The 26,590-nt window shown below is 63.5% G+C and carries 24 protein-coding genes and 1 tRNA gene; 14 read left to right on the forward strand and 11 right to left on the reverse strand.

From position 1 onward, the window contains the following. Nucleotides 1-57 precede the first annotated feature (57 nt). Nucleotides 58-771, forward strand: coding sequence for a CpsD/CapB family tyrosine-protein kinase (locus tag SC1_RS11590; RefSeq protein ID WP_062181664.1), 714 nt, complete (start codon nucleotides 58-60; stop codon nucleotides 769-771). A 161-nt stretch (nucleotides 772-932) separates the two neighbouring features. After that, nucleotides 933-1,841, forward strand: a complete 909-nt coding sequence (locus tag SC1_RS11595; protein WP_238586668.1) for a hypothetical protein — start codon at nucleotides 933-935, stop codon at nucleotides 1,839-1,841. A gap of 8 nt (nucleotides 1,842-1,849) precedes the next feature. Here the strand turns inward: SC1_RS11595 and SC1_RS11600 are convergent, their stop codons facing one another. After that, nucleotides 1,850-3,205, reverse strand: coding sequence for a glycosyltransferase (locus SC1_RS11600; RefSeq protein ID WP_152682379.1), 1,356 nt, complete (start codon nucleotides 3,203-3,205; stop codon nucleotides 1,850-1,852). After that, the gene (locus SC1_RS21875; protein ID WP_152682380.1) at nucleotides 3,196-3,420 is read right to left on the reverse strand and encodes a hypothetical protein; all 225 of its coding nucleotides are present in this window, start codon (nucleotides 3,418-3,420) and stop codon (nucleotides 3,196-3,198) included. Before SC1_RS21875 ends, SC1_RS11600 begins: the two co-directional genes overlap by 10 nt. On the opposite strand from SC1_RS21875, the gene SC1_RS22460 reads away from it, so the two are divergent. After that, the gene (locus SC1_RS22460; RefSeq protein ID WP_083435809.1) at nucleotides 3,410-4,672 is read left to right on the forward strand and encodes a cell wall hydrolase; all 1,263 of its coding nucleotides are present in this window, start codon (nucleotides 3,410-3,412) and stop codon (nucleotides 4,670-4,672) included. The two genes, SC1_RS21875 and SC1_RS22460, sit on opposite strands and share 11 nt — an antisense overlap. Before the next feature lie 670 nt (nucleotides 4,673-5,342). Beyond that, nucleotides 5,343-6,056, forward strand: coding sequence for a sugar transferase (locus SC1_RS21880; protein ID WP_152682449.1), 714 nt, complete (start codon nucleotides 5,343-5,345; stop codon nucleotides 6,054-6,056). Between the two features lie 45 nt (nucleotides 6,057-6,101). Here the strand turns inward: SC1_RS21880 and SC1_RS11615 are convergent, their stop codons facing one another. The 3 genes from SC1_RS11615 to SC1_RS11625 all read right to left on the reverse strand — a co-directional run bounded on the left by SC1_RS11615 (nucleotide 6,102) and on the right by SC1_RS11625 (nucleotide 8,719). Further along, complete coding sequence (locus tag SC1_RS11615) at nucleotides 6,102-6,479, reverse strand: response regulator transcription factor (RefSeq protein ID WP_062184021.1); 378 nt, start codon at nucleotides 6,477-6,479, stop codon at nucleotides 6,102-6,104. An 87-nt stretch (nucleotides 6,480-6,566) separates the two neighbouring features. Then, nucleotides 6,567-7,205, reverse strand: a complete 639-nt coding sequence (locus SC1_RS11620) for a response regulator transcription factor (protein ID WP_062181676.1) — start codon at nucleotides 7,203-7,205, stop codon at nucleotides 6,567-6,569. After that, nucleotides 7,202-8,719: a sensor histidine kinase gene (locus SC1_RS11625; RefSeq protein WP_193749159.1), complete on the reverse strand. Its 1,518-nt coding sequence runs from the start codon at nucleotides 8,717-8,719 to the stop codon at nucleotides 7,202-7,204. The genes SC1_RS11620 and SC1_RS11625 overlap by 4 nt, the downstream gene beginning before the upstream one ends. A gap of 362 nt (nucleotides 8,720-9,081) precedes the next feature. On the opposite strand from SC1_RS11625, the gene SC1_RS11630 reads away from it, so the two are divergent. The 3 genes from SC1_RS11630 to SC1_RS11640 all read left to right on the forward strand — a co-directional run bounded on the left by SC1_RS11630 (nucleotide 9,082) and on the right by SC1_RS11640 (nucleotide 14,253). Further along, the gene (locus SC1_RS11630; RefSeq protein ID WP_062181682.1) at nucleotides 9,082-9,918 is read left to right on the forward strand and encodes an alpha/beta fold hydrolase; all 837 of its coding nucleotides are present in this window, start codon (nucleotides 9,082-9,084) and stop codon (nucleotides 9,916-9,918) included. A 129-nt stretch (nucleotides 9,919-10,047) separates the two neighbouring features. Then, nucleotides 10,048-13,053: a DUF2339 domain-containing protein gene (locus SC1_RS11635; protein ID WP_062181684.1), complete on the forward strand. Its 3,006-nt coding sequence runs from the start codon at nucleotides 10,048-10,050 to the stop codon at nucleotides 13,051-13,053. 30 nt (nucleotides 13,054-13,083) lie between these two features. Next, nucleotides 13,084-14,253 carry a benzoate/H(+) symporter BenE family transporter gene (locus SC1_RS11640; protein WP_062181686.1) on the forward strand — a complete coding sequence of 390 codons (1,170 nt, stop codon included), beginning with the start codon at nucleotides 13,084-13,086 and terminating at the stop codon, nucleotides 14,251-14,253. A gap of 19 nt (nucleotides 14,254-14,272) precedes the next feature. Here the strand turns inward: SC1_RS11640 and SC1_RS11645 are convergent. Next, nucleotides 14,273-14,357 (reverse strand) — tRNA-Leu (locus SC1_RS11645). A gap of 65 nt (nucleotides 14,358-14,422) precedes the next feature. Then, the gene (locus tag SC1_RS11650) at nucleotides 14,423-15,877 is read right to left on the reverse strand and encodes a coniferyl aldehyde dehydrogenase (protein ID WP_062181688.1); all 1,455 of its coding nucleotides are present in this window, start codon (nucleotides 15,875-15,877) and stop codon (nucleotides 14,423-14,425) included. A 160-nt stretch (nucleotides 15,878-16,037) separates the two neighbouring features. Here SC1_RS11650 and SC1_RS11655 point away from each other — a divergent pair, with 160 nt between their 5' ends. From SC1_RS11655 to SC1_RS11665, 3 genes are all read left to right on the forward strand, one after another. Continuing rightward, nucleotides 16,038-17,225: an acetyl-CoA C-acyltransferase gene (locus SC1_RS11655; protein WP_062181690.1), complete on the forward strand. Its 1,188-nt coding sequence runs from the start codon at nucleotides 16,038-16,040 to the stop codon at nucleotides 17,223-17,225. A gap of 282 nt (nucleotides 17,226-17,507) precedes the next feature. Further along, nucleotides 17,508-17,978: a hypothetical protein gene (locus SC1_RS11660; RefSeq protein WP_083435811.1), complete on the forward strand. Its 471-nt coding sequence runs from the start codon at nucleotides 17,508-17,510 to the stop codon at nucleotides 17,976-17,978. A gap of 129 nt (nucleotides 17,979-18,107) precedes the next feature. Then, a complete protein-coding gene (locus tag SC1_RS11665) occupies nucleotides 18,108-18,506 on the forward strand; it encodes a hypothetical protein (protein WP_062181692.1) in 399 nt (132 codons plus the stop codon). Nucleotides 18,507-18,548: 42 nt separating this feature from the next. On the opposite strand, the gene SC1_RS11670 is transcribed toward SC1_RS11665, so the two are convergent. Next, complete coding sequence (locus SC1_RS11670; RefSeq protein WP_062181696.1) at nucleotides 18,549-19,007, reverse strand: SH3 domain-containing protein; 459 nt, start codon at nucleotides 19,005-19,007, stop codon at nucleotides 18,549-18,551. A gap of 126 nt (nucleotides 19,008-19,133) precedes the next feature. On the opposite strand from SC1_RS11670, the gene SC1_RS11675 reads away from it, so the two are divergent. Beyond that, nucleotides 19,134-20,132: a D-glycerate dehydrogenase gene (locus tag SC1_RS11675; RefSeq protein WP_062181700.1), complete on the forward strand. Its 999-nt coding sequence runs from the start codon at nucleotides 19,134-19,136 to the stop codon at nucleotides 20,130-20,132. A 21-nt stretch (nucleotides 20,133-20,153) separates the two neighbouring features. Here SC1_RS11675 and SC1_RS11680 read toward each other — a convergent pair whose 3' ends face one another. The 3 genes from SC1_RS11680 to SC1_RS11690 form a co-directional block, all read right to left on the reverse strand. Further along, nucleotides 20,154-21,557 carry a nitronate monooxygenase family protein gene (locus SC1_RS11680; RefSeq protein ID WP_062181702.1) on the reverse strand — a complete coding sequence of 468 codons (1,404 nt, stop codon included), beginning with the start codon at nucleotides 21,555-21,557 and terminating at the stop codon, nucleotides 20,154-20,156. Nucleotides 21,558-21,641: 84 nt separating this feature from the next. Continuing rightward, on the reverse strand, nucleotides 21,642-22,823 hold the full coding sequence (locus SC1_RS11685) for a glycosyltransferase (RefSeq protein ID WP_062181705.1): 1,182 nt from the start codon (nucleotides 22,821-22,823) through the stop codon (nucleotides 21,642-21,644). Next, a complete protein-coding gene (locus tag SC1_RS11690) occupies nucleotides 22,820-23,725 on the reverse strand; it encodes an alpha/beta fold hydrolase (RefSeq protein ID WP_062181707.1) in 906 nt (301 codons plus the stop codon). The genes SC1_RS11685 and SC1_RS11690 overlap by 4 nt, the downstream gene beginning before the upstream one ends. 150 nt (nucleotides 23,726-23,875) lie before the next feature. On the opposite strand from SC1_RS11690, the gene astD reads away from it, so the two are divergent. From astD to SC1_RS11705, 3 genes are all read left to right on the forward strand, one after another. Further along, nucleotides 23,876-25,321, forward strand: coding sequence for a succinylglutamate-semialdehyde dehydrogenase (gene astD / locus SC1_RS11695; protein ID WP_062181710.1), 1,446 nt, complete (start codon nucleotides 23,876-23,878; stop codon nucleotides 25,319-25,321). A gap of 177 nt (nucleotides 25,322-25,498) precedes the next feature. Further along, a complete protein-coding gene (cobA, locus tag SC1_RS11700) occupies nucleotides 25,499-26,296 on the forward strand; it encodes a uroporphyrinogen-III C-methyltransferase (RefSeq protein ID WP_062181713.1) in 798 nt (265 codons plus the stop codon). Then, complete coding sequence (locus SC1_RS11705; protein ID WP_062181716.1) at nucleotides 26,293-26,589, forward strand: DUF2849 domain-containing protein; 297 nt, start codon at nucleotides 26,293-26,295, stop codon at nucleotides 26,587-26,589. The genes cobA and SC1_RS11705 overlap by 4 nt, the downstream gene beginning before the upstream one ends. The last annotated feature ends 1 nt before the right edge of the window (nucleotide 26,590 follow it).

Raw genomic sequence — 26,590 nt, forward strand, 5'->3', positions numbered from 1 at the left:
GGCAAAATCGTATCGATCGCTCCTCCCGTTAGCGGGGATACGCCAACAGCCGACCAAATGCTGGATCCCGAACTGCTGCGACGCAATCTTATCGTCGGCTTCGAGTCCACCGACAGCGAGAATGTCCACCCATTTTCCGTCCTGCGTTCGCAGTTGCTGAAGCACGTCCGCGCGACAGGTTCCCGCGTTTTTGCGGTGATGTCCGTCCAGCCGGGCAACGGCAAGACCCACGTTGCCGTCAATCTCGCGGCGGCTCTCAGCCGCATTCATCCTACCACGCTCGTCGAACTGGACCTGCGCCGACCGTCGATTGGTCAGACCCTTGGCCTTTCGCCCATTCGGCCTGGCATCGACGACGCCCTCGGCGAGTTGGCTACGCTGCAGGACACCGGAATGCGTATCGACGGGACCAAATTGACCGTCCATCGCGTGCGCACGCCAAAGGCCAATCCGGAGGGGCTTCTTTCCCTGGACAAGCTGACGGCGTTGACCAACGCTATCCGCAATTCCGACGATCAGCCAATCTGTATCATCGATACACCGCCAGCCGTGATCCATGACGACATTATGTTGATTGCGCCGGCGGTCGACGGGGTCATCATCGTCGTTCAAGAAGCGCGGACTTCCAAGCGCGCGCTGGTCAATATGATCAAATCGCTGAGCCCGACGCCCGTCATCGGCGCAGTGCTGAACCGTTCCTTGTCGAGTCCGCTCCAAATGAACGAATATGAATATTACTACAATGCCATGTCGGAGCCCCAATCACCCTAGCTAGATCCGCCGGTCGTTGAACCGTGTCTCTTTTGCCCGATCCCCACATCGGTTTTCTGCCCGCGCCACGTCGGTCATCTGTTGGCTTGTGAGAAGGGTTCGCGATGCTCAGTCAAATCATTGAACAACGCCGACGGTGGCTCAGGGGCATGCCTGCCCGCATGGCCCTGAAACTCTTCAACCGGCCAGGTGTGCGTATCCTGCTTGGTCGTAAGTACAGCGATGCAATTCGTATCCACCAGCCGATCCTGCCCCGACTTTCCGAAATCGACGCAAAAATTGTCGATGCCTTGGAAAGGGACGGTGTGTACATCACGACGGTCGATGCCCTGGGACTGGCGGACGCAAATGCCGTGATCGAAGAGGCCCGGACACTGAGCGAAGCGTTTGCGGACGAAGCGCGAGCGCGGGTGGCGAATGGTGAGGTCTTCGTGATCGTGCCCCCGGATCGAATTATCGATCACCCTTCAATCTATCTCTTTGGCCTTCAGGACAGGTTACTGGATATCGCCGAAAGCTATATCGGGCTGCCGCCAGCCTATGACGGCGTGACGATCAATTACACAGTCGCCGACGGCCGCGAGGTTTCCACCCGCAAATGGCACCGCGATTGGGAAGATCGGAGGATGCTCAAGGTCGCGATATATCTGGACGACGTGGACGAGGATGGCGGCCCGTTCCAGATGATCAGGCGGCATGATATGCTGCAAAGCGACGAGGCCGGGTTCAACTATGAACTGGTGGATGACGCGGCCCTGACGGAAACGCTCGGCGCCACATATGCCGATGACATCGTCAGTTGTTGCGGCCCGGCCGGAACGGTGATCTTCACCGATACGGCTCGCTTCTTCCACCGCGGCAAGCCGGCCACCGCGCGCGATCGGATGGCCGTATTCTACAGTTATTTTGCCCAGAGGCCGCGCCATCCGTTCCTGTGTGAGCGGACCGGGATGCAGCGCAGCGATATCTCGCGGCTGGCCAAACCCCTGCCGCCACGACAGCAGCGCGCTGCACTTTGGCGACAATATCTTTCGATAGCGCTGCGGATCATTCCTCCCGCATCGCTCTGATATCGGCGCTAAAGACAGGCATCCAAAAGCGCCGCGAGTTCGCGCGCATTGATGTCCGGATGATGCGCCGCAAGCACGCGCGCCCTGCCCGTTCTCCCCATCGCCTCAAGCTGGTCTCGCGGCGCGTCGAGAACCGCCTTCATCGCCTCGGCCAGCTCATCGACGGATCCCGCGGGGATCAGCCAACCATTTTCGTTGTCCACAAGTTCGGGAATTCCCGCAATCGCCGTCGACACCACCGGCCGGCCAAGCGCAAGCGCTTCCATCAGAACAACGGGCAAACCCTCAGCAAAGCTGGGCAGAACCAGCGCGCGCGAGGCAGCCAGCAATTTGCGAACATCCTCGGAAGAACGCCATCCCAGCAACCGGATCCGGTGCGTCAGATTCAGGCGCTCGATCTGCTCTTCCAGCACTGCCCGCCCGTCGCCGTCACCGATGATATCGATCGTGAAATCATGCGATCCGGCGATCCGCGCCGCCGCGGCGACCAGTAGCGGCAACCCCTTTTGTGCACTCAGCCTCGCGACACAAGTGAGCGTTCGGCTTTCAAGCCCGGCGGGATCGGTTGCCTCCTCCTGCAGGAAATGCGGCGCAACCGCACAGCGCACCACCTGAATCCGGTCCCAATGTGCTGGGTCGGACCATCGCATAAGCTGGCTCCTGCCGAAGCTTGACACTCCGGCGACAAAAGCCGCGTCGGCAATCTTCCCAGGCAGATCAAGAAGCAGCGGGGCATCGAATTCGTCCGGACCGTGCGCCGTGAAGCTATAGCTGATCGCCGAAAGCCGAGCGGCCAATCGCGCGACGGCCACCGGGTTGGTACCGAAGTGAACATGAACATGCCGGATGTTCCGGCGCTCCATCTGCTCAGCCAGCATCGTCGCCTCCGCAAAATAGGCGATGGCGCGCACGCGGCTTTCGGTCTTTCTGAGCGATCGAACCAGCGCGGAACATGTTTTGCCCGGACGTTTCAAAAAACTGCGCAGGACGGCGCCCGCCAGCAGCCACCAATTCCCGTCGAGAAGCGCCGTCGTTCGCGCCGCTTCGGCCCGATCTTCGGCATCGCTGAAGCTCTCGGGCGTCCGGCGGATCGTAAAGCGGGAAACGTCGATGCCCAGTCGTTCCAGCGCCATGATTTCGGTGCGGATAAAGCTATGGCTGACCTTGGGATAAACATTCACCAGATAAGCGACTTTGCGCGATGTCGGCGAGATGCCGTCGCTTTCGTCGGCTCTCGCGGACACGGCGATGCTTGGCCTCTTCATGCCGCTTGTCGTCGCCTGCCCTGTTGTCTGAAACCCGGTCAGCATCTTGTCCCCATCCTGCCCGGCACGCTTATGGAGCAAAGCGGATGTCAGGGGCATTCCCCCTTCATCCAACCAGTTTCGTGTTCTGCTTTCCCCTTATGATTATTCCCTAGCCGAAACTCATGACGCAAATCCCAGCCTAGTTTTTGACGATAGGAATGACGCGCCGTCTGGCGCAGGCTTTGAGCAGTATCGGAGCCATCAATGACCTGCACTTCTTGCTTTGGACCAATGCAAGCCAAGTTTGACCAGCCGGAGTGAATGCGGGTCATGGCTAGTATTGCGCCTCCCGATCCATCAGCCGGCGGTTCGCTCGACATTGTCGCTGCGATCTCCCGATGGCTATCCGCGCTGCTGACGGTCCGAACGACGGTTATCGTTCTGCTGGCATGCATCGGCCTCGTCCTCATATTCGCCGACCAGGGCACAGGAAAACCGGAGGATCACTCTAAGTCCGCATCGTCCGGTCAGTCCGCCTCCGGAATAGCGGCGCCCCTCCTCCCACCGGGAGTACAACCGGCCGCGACGACTGGGCCCGAGGCCGAAATGGCGCGGCTCATCAACGACAGCATAGCGATCGTGCCGGCTGGACGTGTTGCGGCCAAGCCCTTCTTTTGGGCCGGGAACATGGCGGACCGCGAGCGGGCGACCGATTGCCTTGCCGCCACAGGCTATTATGAAGCCGGCACGCGTGCGGCGGATCAGCGCGCGGTGATGCAGGTTGTGCTCAACAGAGTCCGGCATCCCGCCTTCCCGCACTCGATTTGCGGCGTCGTCTTCCAGGGCGCGGAACGCAAGACCGGCTGCCAGTTCACCTTTGCGTGCGATGGTTCGATGGCGCGCCGTCAACCATCGGCCGCTATCTGGCGCCAGGCGCGCATCACTGCGTCGGAAATGCTCACCGGACAGATCGAACCGGCCGTTGGCAATGCCACCCATTACCACACCGATTGGGTTCATCCGGCGTGGAGCAGCCAGATGAACAAGATCGCCGCTATCGACACGCATCTGTTTTTCCGCTGGCGCGGCAACATCGGGGAACCTCAGTCGTTCACCACGCGCTATTCGGGATCGGAGCCGCTGATCGCCAGGCTGGCTGGTCTGTCGATCGCGCATCGCGAAGGTCTGTTGACGGCCGACGCGCCTCTGCCGGTCGTGCCTTTTGGAGCCGCCGCCCTGCCGTCCATGCGGCCGGAAAATGCGCTGACGGCCGCACGCGAAATATTGCCAGATCAAGCGCGCGCGCCGGACGCCGACGTTTTCCTCGTAACGCTCGACAAAGCGGGTGCCGACGGCTTTGCCCGCCAGGCCGAACTGGCATGTGCCGGCAAAACGACCTGCCGTTTCCTCGGGTGGACGAACCCCGCTTACAAAGCCAGCCAGTTCCCGGTTTCGGGCCGGGCGATCGACACGCTGTCGTTCAGTTACGTCAGGCAGGGGGCAAGCGACGCCGGCAAAGCACGCTGGAACTGTAACGAATTTCCGCGCGGCGACCGCGCCCAATGCCTCCGGCGCGGAGGGTGACATGAACACGATCGCGCATGATTTTCGCAATTCCGTCGTCGTTCATTTCCAGAGCAAGCCGTCCAAAGAGATGGTCCGCTTGCGCTTGATCGCGCTTCTTGTGATTCTCGATATCCTGTCGATCCAGCTTGTATTCGTTGCCGTGAACCAGATGTTCATCGGAACCACCATGTTACGTGGGCTGGGCTTTGCGGTGGGTTCGGTCATTCCGATCTTCCTGATCAGCGCGTTCATGGTGCGCGCCTACTCGGGGCCTGGTATCTTACGGCCAAGCGCCTCGATCGGCGGTGTCCTGTTGGCCTTGATGATCAGCGCAACCGTGCTCGGGCTGATGATTTTCTCCCTGGGCGCCGGACCGCATATATCCCGCCCCGGGGTTGCGACGACATTCGCGCTTGCGGCGGTGATGATGTCGGCGGTCCACTATTACCATGCCAGATACGCGAACAAGATTCTCGACGGCTCGCTCTATTCGGTCATCGAACTTTATGATGGCCCGCTTCCTCGGACCGACGACGATATCGAGGTCGACTCCAACTTCTTCTTTGATCCCGTCAATCCCTCGCCCGCGAGCTTTGACCGGCTGTCGCACATAATCGGCCGCGTCGATCGCGTGATCGTACATTGCTCCACCCAGCGTCGCGCGGCATGGGCGGACGTGCTTCAAGGAATGAATGTCCACGCCGAGTTCATAGCAAAGGAATGGACCGATATACGGCCCCTGGGCATTGGAGAGCATAATGGCAGCCGCACCGTCGTCGTCGCGCGGGGCCCGCTCAATCTGCACGATCGCATCATCAAGCGCAGCTTCGATATCGCTTTTTCTGTCGCTGCACTGATTCTGCTCACACCAGTGATGCTGGTCGCCGCCATCGCCATCAGGCTGGACAGTCCCGGACCCGTGTTTTTCGTTCAGCCGCGGATCGGGCGCCAGAATCAGCTCTTCAGCCTGATCAAGTTCCGCAGCATGCGCCAGGACTGCTGTGACAAGGCCGGTTCCCAGTCAACCAGCAGGCAGGATCAGCGCGTAACGCGGATCGGCAATTTCATTCGACGGACAAGCATCGACGAACTGCCACAGTTCATCAACATATTGAAAGGCGACATGAGCGTTGTCGGGCCGCGTCCGCACGCCGTCAGCTCGACGGCCGAAGACCGGCTCTTCTGGGATATCGACAACCGATATTGGCACCGACACGCCTGCCGCCCTGGCCTGACCGGTCTTGCCCAGATTCAGGGGCTGCGCGGGGCGACCGCCTGTGTAAAGGATCTCGTCGACCGCGTCGAAGCCGACCTGCAATATCTGCAGTCCTGGTCTTTCTGGAACGACATCAGGATCGTGTTTCAAACGTTCAAGGTCATCGTGCACGTCAATACTTTCTGACGGCGGACGTAAGCCATAATCGGGCCCCCCGCTTCGAACCGCAGGCTAGCGGACCGCCCTCTCGATCGCATCGAGCAGGCCCTCGGGATCGACCGGCTTGGTCAGGAAAGCGACCGCGCCGGCCTTCTCTGCCTGTCCCCGGACGATCTCGGTCGGATAGGCGGTCATGATGATTATCGGGACGCTCCAGCCGCGACGGCCGGCTTCGGCTTGAAGTTCCAGCCCGGTCATTCCGGGCATATGCAGGTCGGTGACGATGCAGGCGAGATCATCCTCGATCCCCGCTGCCAACATCTCCTCGGCACTGGCAAAACAGCGCGGGTTCATCATCGCCGAGCGAAGAAGGCTGTCGATGCTGCCCCGGACGTCGGGGTCATCGTCGACGATCGCGATAGTGGGCACGATGGCGCGGGAAACAGACACGAACCCAATCACTCCGGCAAAATCATGGCGCGACGCGCCATCCCATCGCCCCCGTCTGAAGCATCGCGTCCGGTTCCGCTATCATACTCAGATGTTAAAGCGGTGGATGCTCTCGTCGCGAATGCCGAGCTGTTCGGCCATTCGGACAAGGTCGGCGAGCGACTGGGCTTCCATCTTCTTCATCACGTTACCGCGGTGGATCTTCACAGTGATTTCCGACAGGCTGAGCCGCGCGGCGACCTGCTTGTTCATCAGGCCGGTGACGACAAGGCTCATCACTTCGGCCTCGCGCGGGGTCAGCTTGGCATAGCCCTGCCTCAACCTGGCGGTCTCGGCACCCGCTTCGCGCCGCTCCCTACTTTTTTCTATCCCGTTCGCGACCGCGCGAAGCAGTTGCTCATCGCTGAAGGGCTTGGGCAGAAAATCGATCGCGCCCGCCTTCATGCCGCGCACGGTCATCGGAATGTCGCCGTGCCCGGTGACGAGGATCACCGGAATCTCGCGCCGTTCAGCCGCAAGCCAATCCTGAAAGTCGAGGCCGTTTTCACCTCGCAGACGGATGTCGAGTATCAGGCAGGACGGCGCATCAACGACGGCCGCCGCCCGAAACGCATCGGTCGAGGCGTGAAGCGCGACCTCGAAACCCGCGGAACGCAGCAAGCTGCCCAGTGCACCGCGCATCCCGGCATCGTCGTCGATCACATGAACCAGTGCAGCACCCGTCATGCCCCCATCTCCTTCGCACCCGCGATCGGCAGGCTGAACCGAAAGGTCGCGCCGCGATCGTCATTGTTGGCGGCCGACAGCGATCCGCCATGCTGCTCGATAATCGACCGGCAAATCGAAAGCCCCATGCCGAGACCGGTCGATTTGGTCGTAAAGAAGGGTGCGAACAGGCTTTCGGGGTCGACCAGGATACCGGTGCCGCAATCGCGCACGGCAATCATTACCTCATGGTCGCCCCGCATCGCATCGACGCACAGTTCGCGCTGGTCGAGCGGCGTGTCCGCCATCGCCTGTTCGGCATTGAGCATCAGGTTCATCAGCACCTGTTGAATTTGGACGCGATCGCCCGCGACGGGTGGCAATCCTTCCGGGATCGAGACCCGGATTGCAACGCCGTGCGTCTGCAGGTCGCGCCGCAACAAAGCGACGGTCTCATCGATCAACGGCACCAGTTCGATCACTCCCCGTTCGGGATCGGCCTTGCGCGCCATATCGCGGATCCGCGCGATCACGTCGGCGGCGCGCGTGCCGTTGGCCGCGATCTGATCGAGGCATTCGGACACTTCGGGCGCATCGGGAGCCTCGCGCGCAAGCCAGCGCTTGCCGGACTTCGCATAGGTCACGACCGCCGACAGCGGCTGATTGACTTCATGCGCGATCGACGCCGCAAGTTGCCCCAATGTCGTCACCCGCGACACATGCGTCAGTTCGGCCTGCGACTGGGCGAGCCGCGCCTGCGCCCGGTTCCGTTCGGTCACATCGAGCGCCATCACCAGCACGCGTTTCCAGCCACCGTCACCCGGCGGCAAGGTGACGTGAAGCACCACATCGACAACGTCGCCGGACGCCGAAAGAAATTGCGTTTCCTGCTCGATCAGCGTGTCGCCCCTCCCCAGCGCGGCAACGATCACCCCCAACGTCGCCTGCGCCGCCGGGGTGTGGTGGTCGACGATCGTGCCGCCGATCAGCGCGCTTCGATCGGACAGGCCAAACAACCGTGCGGCGGCATCATTGGCGTCGAGGATGGTCGCCGCCCGCGCGATCCGGTCGACCGCATCTGGATCGAGCGTAGCGCCGCTGCGGACTGCGGCATGGGCTTCCGACCAGTCGCCCTCCCAGATCGGCAGTCCCGCCGCGTTGAAAATGGTGCGGTAGCGCTCGTCGGACCGGCGGCGTTCCTCGATCGCGACCTGATGACGGACACACAGCAAGGTCGTGATGCCGATCGCCACAAGGCTGACTCCGAGGCGCATCGTCGCCGAGCCGGGCGGGTCGCCCCAATGGCTGAGATAATAGCCGCCAATCGCAAGGAGCGCCGAAACGATACCGGCAAGCATCATCGAACCACGATGATGCGCGCGCGCCATGATGAGTACGACGACGGTATAGAGCACCGCGACAGCGCCTTGCAGCGGCGTCAGGACATCGAGCGCGAAGATCGCGAGCGCGAACAGCAGCGCCGCGACGCCGTGCAGGCGCTTCGACAGCTGCTGACCCTCGGCATCCTCGCGCATCATTACAGCCCGAAAACGCCCTAATGCGAAATGCCCGGGCGACGGCAGGCTGGACGAGGCGGAAGGAGAGCGCAACAGCGATGGCATATGCGGACTCACGCCCTGAAGATGCGGCGCACTTGCGGGGTGCCGTCTGCGGCAATGGCTGCGGGCTGCACAAAGGTCATCGGGCATTCTTTCCGGTTGGCAGCGAGACTGTCCTCCGGTGATCTCCGATCGCGCGGCGCAGCGCCATCATACGCAAGTTTAATCCGATGGGTGCGATCCGAAACCTGCGTATAATGGCGCCGCTGGACGGTAACGGCGATGCTCCAGTCGTCGGACGGGTATCCAGCCCGGTTCCTCTGCAACGGAGAATGCTCATGGCTTTTGTCACCACCTCGGACGGCAACGAAATCTTCTATAAGGACTGGGGTCCCAAGGATGCCCAACCGATCATGTTCCATCACGGCTGGCCGCTGTCCTCCGACGATTGGGACACGCAAATGCTCTTCTTTCTCGCCAACGGTTATCGCGTCGTCGCGCACGACCGCCGGGGGCATGGCCGTTCGTCGCAGACCGACATAGGCCATGACATGGACCATTATGCCGCCGACGCCTCGGCGGTCGTCGAACATCTCGACCTCCAGAACGCAGTGCATATCGGCCATTCAACCGGCGGCGGACAGGTCGCACGCTATGTCGCCAAATATGGCCAGCCGCAGGGCCGCGTCGCGAAGGCGGTGCTGGTCAGCGCGGTCCCGCCGCTCATGGTCCGGACCGAAAGCAACCCCGGCGGCACGCCGATCGAGGTGTTCGACGATTTCCGCAGGGCGCTCGCCGCCGATCGCGCGGGCTTTTTCCTCGATGTGGCCTCGGGCCCCTTCTATGGCTTCAACCGCCCAGGTGCGAAGGTATCGGAAGCCATCGTCCGCAACTGGTGGCGCCAAGGCATGATGGGCAGCGCACTCGCCCACCATGAAGGCATCAAGGCCTTTTCCGAAACCGACCAGACCGGCGATCTGAAGGCTATCACCGTTCCGACGCTGGTGCTGCAGGGCGACGACGATCAGGTCGTACCGTACAAGAACGCCGCCCTGCTACAGGCCGAACTGCTGCAGAATGCGACACTGAAAATCTATCCCGGCTTTCCGCACGGCATGCTGACCACCCATGCCGACGTCATCAACCCCGACTTGCTCGCGTTCATCCGGAGCTGACGGTCACGGCGGCGACGGGCGTGTGTCCGCCGCCGCCACGAACGGTGAAGAGCCGGAATTTGACCCGCTTGCCAAACAGTTCGAAATTGTTCCCGCAGCCTGCTAGGGAGGCAGGCTGAAGGGATCAACGTGTTCGACTTCTTCGCGTTTCTTGCCATCGTCATCCTGTTCATCATGCTGATGGACACGCGCGGCCGGTTGAAACGGGCCGAGGCGACCCTGCTCGAAGCGGCAAAGCGGATCGGCGCGCTACAACGCGGGGCTGGCAGATCGCTGAACGAAATCGAGCGCCCCGGGGAGGTCGCACCGGACGTCCCCGACGCTCCCCCTGTTGCACCGGCCAGAACTAAAGCCGTCGCGGCTCCCGCGGCTCCCCCATCCGCAATATCCGCGCTCCAACCCGCCGAGGCGCCCGAGCCAGCCGAGGCGCGCGAACCCGCACCTGCTCCCCTTCACGCCGCCGCGCCGGTTCCAAAACCGGCGGCGAAGCCCGCCGCATCGGAACCCCAACTCAGTCTCGCCTCACGCTTCGAAAACCTGTTCGGCAAGACGCTGCCGATCTGGGCCGGTGGGCTGACGCTTGCCATCGCCGGCGTACTGATCGTTCGCTATGCGATCGATGCCGGCTTCTTTGCGCGCATCTTCACCCCCGGGGTGCAGATCATTGCCGGACTGATCTTCGGCCTTGGGCTGATCGGCGGCGCCGAATATGCTTGGCGCAACGAGGAAAAATTGCGCGATGTGCGCGTGCCGCAGGCGCTCTCGGGCGCGGGCATAGCGACGCTCTATGCGGCCATCATGGTCGCCGCCAACGTCTATCAGTTGATCGGACCGCTGTTCGCCTTCGTCGCTCTCGCGCTCGTCACGGCCGCGGCGCTCGGCCTCTCGCTCCGTTTTGGCCCACCGAGCGCGTTGCTCGGGCTCGCAGGCGGGCTAGCTGCGCCCGCCATGGTCGGCGCCGTCGAGCCCAATGTACCGCTGCTCGCCGTCTATCTGGCGCTGACCATCGCCGGGCTCGCCGGCGTCGCGCGCGCCAGGCGATGGCCGTGGCTGGCGCTAGCGGCGCTGATCGGCGGGATCGGCTGGGGAATTTGGATGGTCGTCGCGAGCGCTGCACTCGACGTGGTCGCGTCGCTCTCGATCGGCGGCTTCGTACTTCTTCTCGCCATCGCGCTGCCGATGATGGCGTTCGAGGGGCCGCGCTCGACCGCGCTGCGCACCGCCTCTGCCGTGGTTGGTGCGCTTCAGTTGGCTTTGCTTGTCGGCTATGGCGGCTTTACGCCGCTCCATTGGGGCCTGTTCGCGCTGATCGCGGGCGCCGGCCAATGGCTGGCGTGGCGCGAGCGCAATTTCGCGATCGTCCCCACGATCAGCCTATTGTTGTCGCTCGCGCTGCTGGTCGCCTGGCCCGATCCCACGCCCTTCTGGTTCGCGCTGATCGGGCTGTCGCTCCTCGTTATCCATGCCGCTCCGCTCCTCGTTCGGATGTGGGCGATCCCCAAAAAGCTGCGCCCGACGCTCGAGTTCTGCGTCATCGCGATCGCGGGCGTCCCGCTCACCAAATGGCATTTTTGGGGCATCGCCGACGGATCGCTCGCACTGGTGGCGCTGGGCGGCGCGCTGTTGGCCGCAGCCGTTATCGCGCGCGGCTGGAGCGTAGAGGGACGCACAGATGACAGTCGCGTCGCATGGCTGGCCGCGACAGCGGGCGGGTTGTTCGCGCTCGCTCTATTGCTTGTCCTGCCCGCCTGGCTGGCACCGCTCGTTATCGCGGCGGTCACAACGCTACTCTTCTTCTTTGGGAAAGCCGCACATGATCGGCGTATCGAACGCGTCGCGGCGGGATTCGTCGGCGCCGCGCTCGTCGCGCTGGTCGCACCGCCACGAGCCCTTGCCGAACTGCCGCGGCTGGTCGAGGGCGCGGACAGCCCCGATGGATTGGCGATCCTGCGCTGGGCAGGTCTCGCGGCCGCCGCGCTGCTTTTCGCGGTTCGCGGCGAAGGCGCCGTCATGCGCCGGCTCGGCCAGGTCGCCGCAGCCGTGCTCGCATATGGGGCCTTTGCGCAGATCATATCGGCCGGCGCGTTGATGCTTGTCCCGGCACTAGGCGGAGCGGCGACGCTTCTTGCCACAAGGCGCGTTCCATTCGGCCGAATAGACGCAGCCGCAGCAACCCTTGCGGCGGCCAGCCTCGCGTGGGCCGCGCTTCCACTTTTCATATGGTCGACGAAAGCCCTGCTGTCGCTTGTCGCCATTCCGATGCAGTTCGATGCAGCACCGATCATGGCCGAACCGCTGCTGCTACGCCTGCTGCTTCCCGCGGTACTTTTCGGCGTGCCGACGTGGCTGATCCGCGACACGCTGCCCCGCTGGCTATGGATCGCTGCGATCACCCTCGCCGCGCTGATCGCCGGCATCGCTATCCATTCGCTCTATCGTCTCGGTTTCGCCGCAACGGCGGGCACGGACTTCGCCGCGACGGGCATTCTTCAGCGGCTGATCTGGGAGACGCTATTGATCGGCGCGGGATGGTCCGCCATGACCCGTGGAATGATCGCCGCGGCGCGTCCGCTGATCGTTGCCGGTACGGCGCATGCCCTGTTCTATGGCCTGATACTCCACAATCCCTTGTGGTCGGCGCAGGCAGTGGGCAGTTGGCCGCTTATCAATCTGCTCGTCCCGCTGTACCTGTTGCCATGGCTGGGGCTGACACGCCTTCCCATGCTGTTCGGCAAGACGTCCGCTCCGATCGAGCGCGCGGTCCAGATCGGGTCGATGCTCCTCATCGCGGGCTTCGCCTGGGCAACGCTTCGCCAGCTTTTCCACGGGTCGCTCCTCGCCCAGCCGGGCGTCACCGAGGCCGAGAATATCCTGCGCTCGATCCTCATCCTTGCGCTTGCACTCGGTTTCCTTCTGTGGGGTATCCGGACCAGGCGCCACGACTGGCGCATCGCTTCGCTGGTGCTGATGATCGGTGCCGCGGGCAAGGTCTTCCTCTTCGACGCATCGGGGCTCGAGGGGCTTGCGCGGATCGGTTCGTTCGTCGCGCTCGGTTTCAGCCTGATCGGGATCGGCTGGCTCTATAGTCGCCAGCTTGCCCCCGACCGCGACAATTCCGCCCCCGCTTCGACCTGAAGCGCGCGAATAATCATAGAATGAGAAATAATGCTGCGTAGCATTCCCCCCGTCCCGGCCTGGTCGTCGGCGCTCATCGCCGCACTCGTGGGCTTCGGCGGGACAATCGCGCTCGTCGTCCAGGCCATGCGCAACCTCGGGGCTTCGGCCGGCCAGACGGGATCGGCGGTGACGGCGCTATGCCTTGGCATCGCGCTCGCCGGCGCGGCGCTTTCCTGGCGGCTGCGTATGCCCGTCGTGCTCGCCTGGTCGACTCCGGGCGCGGCGCTGCTCGCCGCCACGGCATCGGGCCTGTCGTGGCCGGTCGCGATCGGCATCTTCCTGTCAGCCGCGTTGATGATGATCCTGCTCGGCATAGTACCGGCGCTCGGGAGGCTTGCCGAGCGCATCCCGCCCTCGATCGCCTCGGCGATGCTCGCCGGCGTCCTCCTGCCCTTTTGCCTCAAGCTTTTCGCCCTTGGCGCCGCCGACCCGCTGCTCGTTGCGCTGCTCGTCGCGATCTTTGTCGCGGCGCGGGCGCGCTTTCCGCTCTACGCCCTGCTCCTTGCGCTTGCGGCGGGCATGGCGCTTACACTGCTGCGCGGCGACATCGGCCCGCTGGCGCCTGGCGCGACGTTCGGTACGCTCGTGCCCGTCGCACCAGCTTTCGACGTCCGCGCGATTCTCAGCGTCGGCGTGCCGCTGTTCCTCGTTACGCTGGTGTCGCAGAACCTGCCCGGCCTCGTCGTGCTGCGCAGCGCCGGCTACGCACCGCCGCCGCGCCCATTGATCATCGGCAGCGGTGTCGCATGGCTCGCCGCGGCGCCTTTTGGGGCCCACGGCCTGAATCTCGCGGCGATCACGGCGGCGATCTGCACGGCCGAGGAAGCGCATCCCGATCGTGCGAAAAGGTGGATCGTCGGCATGCTCTATGCTGGCTTCTATCTGCTGCTGGCGATCTTCTCGCCGCTGCTCGTCCGTGTCTTTCTGGCCCTGCCGCCCACGGTCATCGCGGCGCTGGCCGGCGTGGCGCTAATCCCGGCGCTACTCGGCGCGATGGAGGCGATGTTCGTTGCAAAGGCGGACCGCGATCCGGCCATCCTGACATTTCTGGCGACCGGATCTGGGCTGACCCTGTTTGGGCTGGGTTCGGCTTTCTGGGGTCTCGTTGTCGGATTTCTGGCGCTAGCCGCGGGCAGATGGCTGGCCGCGCGCGCCTGAAGATTTGCCGGTTATCAGTTGGTGCCCCTGGCCGGACTCGAACCAGCACTCCTTGCGGAACTCGATTTTGAGTCGAGCGCGTCTACCAATTTCACCACAGGGGCCCCGAAAACACGGGCGCGCAAAAGCGCGGCGCATCCCCTAGGGCGAAGCGCCGCATCTTGCCAAGCTATTTCTTGAGCTCTTTCGCAAGTGTCTTTGCCGTCGCCTTACCATAGGGCGGCTTGAACCCCGCAAGACCCGCAACGTCGAGCTTGGGCTGGCGATAGACGGCGCGCGCATGGCTGAAGGTGCGGAAACCGTAGACCCCATGATAATTGCCCATCCCCGACGGCCCAACGCCGCCAAAGGGCAAATCCTCCATCGCATTGTGGAAGAGAACGTCGTTGACCGTGACACCCCCCGAAATGGTGCGCGTCAGCACACGATCCTCCTCGCTCTTGTCCTGTCCGAAATAATAAAGGCCGAGCGGGCGATCGTTCGCGTTCACATAGTCGATCGCGTCGTCGATCGTCTTGTAGGTCTTGACCGGCAGGATCGGGCCAAAAATCTCTTCCTGCATCACTTTCATGTCGTCGGTCGGGTTGCGCACAATATGGAGCGGCATCTTGTGCCCGTTCGAGCTGGCGAAATCCTCGCCGCCGGGATTGACCTCGATCACCTCGGCGCCCTTCTCGCGCGCATCGGCGAGGTAGCTCTGCAAACGATCATAATTGCGCGTGTTAACAACCGACGTGTAGTCGTCGTTGGCGAGCAAGGTCGGATAGAGCGCGGTCGCGCCCTTCGTGACGCTGTCGATCACTTCGCCTTCCTGATCCTCGGCGACGAGCAGATAGTCGGGAGCAAGGCATATCTGCCCGGCGTTCATCATCTTGCCGAGCGCGACGCGCTGGCCGACGAGATCCTTGTTCGCGCTGCGCCCGATAAAGGTCGGCGATTTGCCGCCGAGTTCCAGCGTCACCGGGACCAGATTGTCTGCCGCGGCGCGCATGATGTGACGCCCGACGCTCGTCGCGCCCGTGAAGATCATATGGTCGAAGGCAAGCTTCGAGAAGGCAACCCCCACGTCGGAATCGCCGGTGAACACCGCCATCTCGCTTTCGTCGAAATAGTCGGGCACCAACCGCGCCATCAGCGCCGAGACATTTTCGGTGAATTCCGACGGCTTGATCATCGCGCGGTTGCCCGCCGCCAGCACGCCCGCCATCGGCACGAAGACCATGCCGACCGGGAAATTCCACGGCGCGACGATGCCGACGACACCCTTCGGCTGATAGACGACTTCGGCCTTGGCGCCCAGAAGCCCGAGCGGAAAGGTCGGTTTGCGCTTCTCGCCCCTGGACCAGCTCGCCATATGCTTTTTCGCGTGTTTGAGCGCGCTGACCGAGGGCATGATGTCGGTCATCAGCGTCTGTTCGCGGCTGCGGTGGCCGAAATCTTCGCTAACCGCCTTCGCGAATTCTTCCGCATTGTCGACGAGCAGCGCGATCGCCCGATCGATGCGGTCGGTGCGAACGCTCAGGCTTTCGGGCATGGCGGCGGTAAAGCTCGCCTTTTGCGCTGCGAGCACCTCTTGCATCCGTGCCGTTTCGCCGGCGATGTCCTGCTTGATTGCGGTGGCCATGACCCGTCTCCCCTATATCTGTTCGGCCGTCGTTTGATCATGCCGCGCGGCGGGTTGCAAGATGAAACCGGCCGCCCATCTAGGCCGTACCTCTTTCGCAAGTGCAGCAAAGGCGCTAAGCGACCCGCCGACGTATCTTTCCCCTACGGAGTCTCTCGATATGACCGCAACTGATCCCGTCGTTTTCCTTTCCTACGCGCGCACCCCGATGGGCAGCATGCAGGGCAGCCTTTCGGACGCCAGCGCGACCGATCTCGGCGCGACCGCGGTCAAGGCGGCGGTTGAGCGCGCGGGCGTGTCGGGCGACGATATCGAGCGCATCTATATGGGCTGCGTGCTTCCCGCGGGGCTTGGCCAGGCACCGGCACGTCAGGCCGCGATCAAGGCTGGCCTGCCCAAGTCGGTTCAGGCAACGACCGTGAACAAGGTGTGCGGTTCGGGCATGCAGACCGTGATCATGGGCGCCGAGGCGCTCGCCGCTGGCAGCATCGACCTCGTCGTCGCGGGCGGCATGGAATCAATGACCAACGCCCCCTATCTGCTCAAGAAGCATCGCGGCGGCGCGCGCATCGGCCACGACACCGCCTATGACCATATGTTCCTCGACGGACTGGAAGACGCTTATGAAGCGGGCCGCGCGATGGGCACCTTCGCGCAGGACACCGCCGACGCATACCAGCTCTCGCGGCAGGCGCAGGACGACTATTCGATCGAATCGCTGAGCCGCGCCAAGGCCGCGATCGCCGACGGTGCTTTCGCCAATGAAATCGCACCCGTCACCATCTCGGGTCGCAAGGGCGACGTGATCGTCGACACCGACGAAGCGCCCGGCAAGGGCATGCCAGACAAGATTCCGACGCTGAAGCCCGCCTTTGCCAAGGATGGCACGATCACCGCAGCGACCAGCTCATCGATTTCGGACGGCGCCGCAGCCGTCGTGCTGACGCGCCAGTCGGTTGCCGAAGCCAAGGGAGCGAAGCCGGTCGCAAAGCTCGTTGCGCACGCCGCGCATGCACAGGAGCCCAAGGATTTCACCGTCGCGCCCGTCGGCGCGATCAACAAGGTGCTGGCAAAGGCCGGCTGGACGATCGGCGATGTCGACCTGTTCGAAGTCAATGAAGCCTTCGCTTGCGTCGCGATGTTCGCGATGCACGACCTCGGCATCCCGCATGAAAAGATCAACGTCCATGGCGGCGCAACCGCGCTCGGTCATCCAATCGGTGCCAGCGGCACGCGCATCATCACGACGCTGATCGCGGCGCTCCAGCGTCACGGGAAGACGCGCGGCATCGCGAGCCTCTGCATCGGCGGCGGCGAAGCGACCGCGGTGGCGATCGAACTCGTCTGAACCTATCACTCCTCGTCATTGCGAGGAGCGCAGCGACGCGGCAATCCAGTGCGGTGACCACACCGCCCTGGATTGCTTCGCTCCGCTCGCAATGACGAAATTGAAGCGTTCCCGGCATCAAACCCGCAAGTACGACGCCCGATCGCATTCCGGCGACAATTTGCGACACTAATGACCTGAAAATAAACGCGGCATTCCGGTTCGGTTCAAACCGACTCGCCTAAACCATTCCTGTCATCGGGCGAAATCCCCTCCCCCCTGACGATGCAAAGGAATGGCACAATGAAGAAGATGAAATTTCTCACCGCCGGCCTGATCGCCGCGATGATGGTTCCGGCTGTCGCGCAGGCGCAGAATCGCGAAATCCGTAATGATCGCAAGGAATTGCGCGAAGAACAGCGCGACCTGCGTAACGCTCAGCGTTACGGCGACCACCGCGACGTCCGCGATGCCCGCCATGACGTCCGCGACGCGCGGAAGGACCTGCGCGAAAGCCAGCGCGACTGGCGCCGCGACACGCGCTACCAGAATTATCGCGCGCCGTTCAAATATCAGTCGTTCCGTGTCGGTTCGACCCTGCGTTCGAACTATTACGCGCCCAGCTATCGCCCGACCTGGGACAGCCGCTGGGGTGTGCCGCGCGCCGGTCGCAACCTGACTTACGTGCGCCACTACAACGACCTGCTGCTCGTCAACGAGCGGAATGGCCGGGTGGTCAAGGTTTACCGGAACCACTTCAACTGGCGCCGCTAAACGATAATATCCTTTCGTTTCAAAGAGGGTCGATGGGCAACCATCGGCCCTTTTTGCGGTCGGCGATTGTCGTTGCGACTTGGCCGCGAAGGGCATAGCCTGCGGCCGTTCTTGTGGGGAGAAATCGACATGAAAAAACTGGTTCTGCTAGCCACGCTCGCGACGCTGTCGGCCTGTTCGCAAAAAACCGAGAAGTCGAAAGAACCCGCAGCGACCCCGACTGAAACCGCAGCGCCTGCACCCGCAGCCAATCCGGGAACCGCTCCGGGCAGCTATGACGTCAAAATGGCCGACGGCACGACGGCTTCGACGGTCATCAACGCCGACGGAACCTATGTCGACACCGACGCGGCCGGAAAAACCGTCAAAAAGGGCAAGTTCGCGCACAAGGACGGCAAGGATTGTTTTGATCCCGACGGCGATGAGGCTGAGGCATGCTGGGCGCTCTCGCCCGTTGCTGCCGACGGCAGCTTCACCGCTACGGCACCCGACGGAACCGCTGTAACGGTTACACCAAAGAAGAGCTAAACAATCGTCAGGAAGCGGTATTCGCCGAATATCCGGGAGCGATCAGTCGCCCCAGATATGGTCGGTCTGGATCCAGCCCTTGCGGCCCTTCACGTCGAACAGGCACCAGCCGTTCTTGCAGTCGGTAATCCGACCGACCACGCCGGGCTCGGCGCGATAGGCGACCGCCGCCGACGCACTCGCGTCTTCGCGCATCGGACGGACTTCACCGATCACTATCGCGGTGCGTGTCCGGCTTAGGAGCCGCGCTGCCATCCAGCCTTGCGTCCCGTCGGGATCCTCGATCTTGCGCCATGTTTCGAATCGCGCGACGACCTTTACGGGCAAATCTTTCCGGCGATACTCCCAGATTACCGGCACATCGGGTGATGGTCCCTTGCGCATCCGCGCTTCGTCGACGTTGATCGACGCCCAATAGGGCAATTCGACGTCGGATTGGGCTGTGGCCGGTCCCACGGTGGCCATCAGCACGGCGGCGATCAAGATATGGCGGCAGGTCATCGCTCTGCCTTGTCAAACTCATACCCGCATTTCAACCGTTCGCCGTGCAAAAGGCTGCGTTCGTCCCCAGCCTTTTTCATCTCGGACGCTCTTGACCGCCATGGCGCGGCGCGCTCTATCGGCGCCATGCCCGATTCATCACGTCCCAAACGCCCGCGCGTCATCGTCACCCGCCAACTGATGCCGCACGTCGAAGGCCGCATGGCCGAATTGTTCGACGTGTCGCTGTCGGCGCGCGATGAGGCTTTCACGCGCGACCAGTTGAAGGCGGCCGTCGCCGACTGCGACGTCTTCGTACCTACGGTGACCGACGAGATCGACGCGGATATCATCAATTCCGCGGGCGACCGGCTGAAGCTGATCGCCAATTTCGGCGCGGGAGTCGATCATATCGACCTCGCCGCCGCGCGGGCAAAGGGCATCATGGTGTCGAATACGCCCGGCGTCTTCACCGAAGATACCGCCGATATGACGATGGCGCTGATCCTCAGCGTCCCGCGCCGGCTCGCCGAAGGTGAGAAACTGATGCGTTCGGGCCAATGGGCCGGCTGGGCGCCGAGCGCGATGCTCGGGCACCGCGTCGGCGGCAAATTGCTCGGCATCATTGGCATGGGCCGTATCGGCCTGGCGGTCGCACGCCGTGCCCGCGCGTTCGGCCTGTCGATCCATTATCACAACCGTCGCCGCCTGCCCGAAGCGATCGAAGAAGAACTCGGCGCAAGCTATCATGCGAGCGTCGACACGCTGCTCAGGATCAGCGACGTGGTCACGATCCACTGCCCGCACACCAGCGAGACGCACGAGATGGTCAATGCGGCGCGGATCGGCGCAATGAAGCCGACCGCTTATCTGATCAACACGGCGCGCGGCGAAATCGTCGATGAAAAGGCGCTGGTCGCGGCGCTCCAGACCGGCCGCATCGCCGGCGCGGGGCTCGATGTCTATACGCATGAGCCCGCGGTCGACCCGGCCTTGCTCGCGCTCGACAATGTCGTGCTGCTCCCGCACCTCGGTTCGGCGACGATCGAGGGTCGGGAGGCGTCGGGCGAAAAGGTTATCGCCAACATCCGCGCCTGGTGCGACGGCCACCGTCCGCCCGATCAGGTGCTGGAGGGTTGGGCCTGAGCCCCACCCCTCCCAAATCCATCAATCGCCCGTCAAAATCCGATCGACGAGTTGCTTCACCGTCGGCGTGAAGTTGTTCGAATAAAAGGGATCGGTCTTGAAATTGAATGCGGCATGGCCCGCAAACATCAAATTCTGCTCGGTATCGCCATCGTGCGCGATGTCCTGCAGCGTCTTCTGAATGCAGAAGCTGCGGGGGTCGGCGAGATAGCCGGTGGTGTAATCGTCATGGTCCTTCCATGACGAAAAACCGCAATGCGAGAGGCAGCCCATGCAATCGGTCTGATCCTTGCGGATCATCGCCTTGTCCACCTCGGTCACGAAGACTACCGTGTTGTCGGGGGTCTTAAGCGCTTCGGTGTAGCCCTCGGCGAACCAGTCGCGCGCGCGGGCGCGGTCGTGCGGGGTGACCCAGAAATTCTTGCCCTTCACTCCGACGTCAAGTTGGACGATGTGATCGCCCGCTTCCTGCTTCGAATAGGGAATCTGCCGCTCCGACCGCGCTTCGAGATCGCGGAGGAACGGGTTGCGCACCGCGCTCGAGTAGAAACCCGTCGGCGAGAAGCGGTGCAGCAGCACGTCACCGTCGTCGAGCGTGCGCAAGCGATCCTTCCACTGTTGCGGAATCGGGCTTTCCTCGGTCAGCAGCGGCCGCGTGCCGTATTGGAACGCGATTTGACCGAGTTCAGGATTGTCGATCCAGTTTTCCCAGTCGCGCAAATACCAGACGCCGCCCGCCATCACGATCGGCACATCGTCCGCAATCCCCTCGGCACGCATCGTTTCGCGCACCGCGGCGACGCGCGGATAGGGGTCCTGTGGCACCAGCGGATCTTCGGCGTTCGACAGGCCGTTATGCCCGCCAGCAAGCCAGGGATCTTCGTACACCACCGCGCCAAGCAAATGCGGAACCTTGCTGTACGCGCGCTTCCACAGCGCGCGAAAGGCGCGCGCCGAGCTGATGATCGGCAGATACAGCACATTGTGCCGCGCGGCGATTTCGCTCAGCTTGTACGGCATGCCTGCGCCGCAGGTGACGCCTGCGACAAGACCTTTGGTCCGTTCCAGCACCCCTTCGAGAATCTGCTGCGCGCCGCCCATTTCCCAGAGCACGTTGATGTTGATCGCACCCTTGCCACCCGACACGTCATACGCGCGCTTGACCTGTGCGACGGCACCTTCGATCCCGTACTGGATCAGCTCCTCGTGACGCTCCTTGCGCGTCAGCGCGCGATAGATTTGCGGAATGATCTTGCCTTCGGCGTCATAGCTGTCGGCGTTCACCGCCGACACGGTGCCAATCCCGCCCGCCGCGGCCCAGGCGCCGCTGGACATATGGTTGGTCGCCGACACGCCCTTGCCGCCTTCGACCAGCGGCCAGACTTCACGCCCGCCATAAAGGATGGGCTTCAAACCTTTGAACACTCTAGACCTTCTCTCTCTCCGCCGATCCGCGCCTGCGAACCGGCCCCCGTTGCCGCTTGCGTAAGCGGAAATTCGGCTCTTTTGTCAATCGAAGCCGACCCATCCGCCGCTGAACGGCCCATAACCTTCAAGCGCGCGAGCATAGAGCTTTTCATAAGCGTCGACCATAATAGATTCGTCGAACCGTTCCGCCGCCACCCGCCGGTTCGCGGCGCCGACATCGGCACGATGCGCGGCACTTTCTACAACTTCCGCGAGCGCCACACGAAAAGCGCCCTCGTCGCCAGCGATATATGGCCGGTTCGCATCCGACACCATCGTCGCAACATCACCAACCACAGGACTCACGACAGGCAGCCCCGCGGCCATCGCCTCGATCACCGCGATCGGCGCCTGTTCACTCAGCGATGATAGCACGAGCAAGTCGAAATGCCCGATCCAGCGCGCAGGCTCCGCCATGAAGCCGGGCATGACCAGCCGATCCGCCATGCCCGACGCCCTTGCCTGGGCTTCGATTGCCGCGCGCTCCGGACCTTCTCCGACGATTACCAGCCGGACATGCGGCGGCAAGGTCGCTACGGCGCGCACCAGCCTCGGCAAATCCTTGACCTTGCGCAACCCCGCCACCGTGCCGATCACGACCTCCCCGTCGCGACGTTGGAAACCGGGGATCCGCGTCGAAGGCCCCGTCGCGTAAGCCGCGACGTCTATGCCGTTGCGGATCAGGTGGGTGCGGGGTCCGACGCCCCATTCATCGGCGGCGATCCGCTGCAAAATTGTCGAGGGCACCGCGACGCCGAGCGTGTGTTTCAGCGCCGCGCGGCGGAACAGGTTGCGTTTCCAGTTGCGCCGGACGCTTTCGTCCTCGTTGAACCCGTCCTCATGATGGATAAGGCTGGGCGGCATATGGTCCCACAGTCGGTTCCAATGGAGGCGATGCGCCATCACCCCATCCATCGCCCCCCAATTATAGCTCAGCACCAGCTCGAAATTCAGCATGTAATGCGCGAGGTCGCGGTATCGGCCGAGCGAGGGCTTGCCGTGAAGGGGCGGCGCATCCTTCGGAAAATCGACCACAATTCGAGGATCGATCGCCTCTCGCGCGCCGAGCGCTTCGGGCATTGCCGAGAGGATCGTGTGATGCGCGCGGTCCCCCATCAGGTTCATCAACCGGACGGCACGCGCCTCCTTTCCGCCAAGCGAAAAACTCGAATGGAGGTGCAAAATGCGGATCGGCCAGGGTGGCGCAGGCTCGTCCGCGCTCACGCCTGCGGAAGCTCCGCGGCCCACGCGTCGATCGCCGCACGCGCCTCGGGTTCGTCCATGGTCGGCGCATGACCGACGCCCGGCACTTCGATCAGCCGTGCGCGCGGCAATTCGGCTGCCATTTTCTCTCCCGCCGGGCGCGCCAATATGTCCGAAAGCGCGCCGCGCAGGATCAGCAGCGGAACGTCGCCGAGCGCGCGATATGCGGGCCACAGATCGACCCCGGCATCGCCACCGTTCGGCACGCGCAGCGGCGCCGCGATCTGCTTGTCATAATCGGTGACGATCCTGCCCTCGGGCGTAAGTCTGTGCGTGCGCTTGGTCAGCCGCAGCCAGTCGTGGATGCCATAGCCCGGGTAGACCGAACCGTTAAGTTCGGCGAACGCCCGGGCAGCATGCATCCACGTCGGCTGGCTGCCGCCGGCGCCGATATAATCGCGGATGCGCTCGAGCCCGGCCGCTTGGAGTTCGGGACCGACGTCGTTCAGTACCACGCCGACAAGACGCCCCGGCAGCGTCGCGGCCATCAGCATCGCGACCAGTCCGCCGAGCGACGTGCCGATCGCCGCGAAACGCACGATCTTGAGTTCGTCGAGCAGCGCGACCACGTCCTGCACATAGGTCAGCGGGACATAGGTCATCGGATCCTTGGCATAGGCGCTCTCGCCCCGCCCGCGAAACTCGATGACGATTACCTTGCGATATTGTGCGACATGCGGGGCCAGCGCCTCGAAATCGCGCGCGTTGCGTGCCAGCCCGGGCATGCACAGCACCGGCGGAGCAGTTTCGCTGCCGTCGGGGCCTGCATAGACGCGCGCGTGCAGCCGGACGCCGTCGTGCGACCACCAATATTGGTCCGACCAGTCGCGGCGCCCATCCTGCTTTGCATCCTGCTGGGCCAATATGGCACGTCCCCTTGCTTCGTCTCAAATGCCCCGACGCGGGACTCGCCCCCGTCTATCGCCAACCGCGCCGCGCGGCGCAAGCAATCCGTGGCGCCGACGCGGCGCAGGTTGCCCCTGCCCGCTTTCACCGATAAGACGCGGACGACCATGAGCGAGCCCTTGATTTCCTTCGAACCCGCAACCGGCGAAGAGCTCTGGCGCGGGCCGGTCAGCGACATCGATACCGAGGTCGAAATTGCCCGTCGCGCCTGGCCTGAATGGGCGGCGAAACCCGTCACCTTCCGTACCGAAACACTCCGCCGCTTCGTCGACCGCGTAAAGGCCGAGGGTGAAGCATTTGCAGATCTGATCGCCCGCGAAACCGGCAAGCCGCTTTGGGAAGCGCGAACCGAAGTCGAATCGGTCGCGAACAAGGTCGATATTTCGGTCAAAGCCTATGCCGAACGCACTTCCAACCGGCGGATCGAGGGCGCGATGGGGCTCCGCAACGCGGTGCGGCACAAGCCGCACGGCGCGCTTGCAGTGCTCGGCCCCTATAATTTCCCTGCACACCTGCCCAACGGCCATATCGTCCCCGCGCTGATCGCCGGAAATTCGGTGCTGTTCAAACCGTCGGAGAAGACGCCCGCTGTCGGCGCGAAGCTGGTCGAACTGTTTCACAGCGCCGGCGTCCCGCCGGAGGTGCTTCGCCTCGTCATCGGCGGCCCCGAAACGGGCAAGGCGCTCGCGGGCCATGAAGGCATCGACGGGCTGCTCTTCACCGGATCGGCGCGCACCGGACTTGCGCTCAATCGTCAGTTTGCGGGCAAGCCGGGCAAGATGCTCGCGCTCGAAATGGGGGGTAATAACCCGATCGTCGTGTGGGACACCGCCGACATCCGCACCGCCGCGATCATCGTCGTCCAGTCGGCGTTTCTCAGCGCCGGGCAGCGCTGCAGCAATGCGCGCCGGCTGATCGTCAGGGACAGTCTCGCCGATGCGCTGGTCGACGAGGTTTGCCAGATCGCGAACCGGTTGATCGTCGACCATCCGCACGCCGATCCATCACCCTATATGGGGCCGGTGATCGACAATGAGGCGGCCGACGGTCTGACCGAAAGCTTCCTGATCCTGATGTCGAACGGCGGCAAGGTGATCCGCCATATGACGCGGCCGATCGCCGGGCGCCCCTTCCTGACGCCCGGTATCATTGACGTCACCGCCATGCGCGAACGTCCCGATATCGAGCTGTTCGGTCCGCTTTTGCAGGTTGTTCGCGTCGACAGCTTCGAGGCGGCAATCGCCGAGGCGAACAACACTGCCTTTGGCCTGTCGGCATCGCTGATCGGCGGCACACCGCAACTTTACGACCAGTTCTGGGCCAATGCGCGTGCGGGCGTCATCAACTGGAACCGACCGACCAACGGCGCCTCGTCGGCGGCTCCGTTCGGCGGCATCGGACTGTCGGGCAATCATCGGCCCAGCGCCTTCTATGCAGCCGACTATTGCGCCTATCCGGTGGCATCGGCCGAAAGCGATTCGATCCGCGCGTCGATTGGTGTCGGCCTGCGCGATCCCGAAGGGTCACAGCTGGTGACGAAGAAATATCTATAGCCCACTCGTCATTGCGAGGAGCCGAAGGCGACGCGGTAATCAGAGCGTGCGCGGATTGCTCGGGATTGTTTCGCTCCGCTCGCAATGACGAAGTGATGTTGGCCACCCAATTTTACCTTCACCAGCGTCAATAAAGCCTGCTTTGCCAATCGCGACCGCCGCGATCATCTATCCTGCATGGCAAAGACTCTTCCTCCTGCGGGCAAGCTCTGGCTCGTCGGCGCCGGCCCCGGCGACCCCGACCTGTTGACGCTGCGCGCCGCGCGATTGCTGGAAAGCGCCGACCTCGTCGTGCACGATGGGCTGGTCGGCGAAGGCGTGCTGGCGCTGATCCCGCCCAATGTCGAACGGATCAGCGTCGCCAAGCAGCGCAGTCGCCACACGATGAAGCAGAAACTCATCAACGAATTGATCGTCCGCGAAACGCTGGCCGGCAAGCAGGTCGTGCGCCTGAAGGGTGGCGATCCCTTCATCTTCGGCCGCGGCGGCGAAGAACTCGACGCAGCACGCGAAGCCGGCGCTGCGGTCGAGGTCGTCCCCGGCATCACCGCTGCGGCGGGCTGCGCCGCGCAGGCGGGCCTCCCCCTGACCCACCGCGAAGATGCAAGCGCGGTCAGCTTCGTCGCGGGGCAGTGCAAGGATCTGACCGATCAGGATTGGTCGGGGCTCGCAGGCCATGGCCGGACGCTGGTTATCTATATGGGCCTCGCGACGGCCAACGCCATCGCCGACAAGCTCATCGCCGACGGCGTGTCGCCCGATCTGCCGGTTGCCATCGTCGAACGCGGGACCACCGCCGACGCGCGGGTGCTGCGTACGCTTCTGACCGATCTCGGCGACCTCGTTGCGCGCGAGAAGGTCGCCAGTCCGGCGCTGATCATCGTCGGCAAGGTTGCAGCGCGCGCCGATGCGCTCGACTGCCTCGGCACGCCAGGCGTCGCTGAAAACATCGAAAACATAAGGGACTTCACATGAAACTGCTCACGGGCAACGACCTGAAAACAGGATTTGTCACCTGGTGGACCGGCGCCGACTGGTCGCTGCACATCGAAGACGCAGCCGACGTCGGCGAGCATGGCGAAGCGATCCTCGCCGCCGAGGAAGGCGCGCGCCGCGTCAACGCCCCCTATATCATCGCAGGCGAAGCAACCGCCGAAGGCCCGCGACCCGCGCACATCAAGGACCGCATCCGCGCCTTGGGTCCGACCGTGCGCCCCGACCTGACACTGAAACCCGCCGATCCCGCGGCCGGCGACTGGGTGATCTGAC

This window comes from Sphingopyxis sp. C-1 (assembly GCF_001047015.1).
Taxonomy (GTDB): domain Bacteria; phylum Pseudomonadota; class Alphaproteobacteria; order Sphingomonadales; family Sphingomonadaceae; genus Sphingopyxis.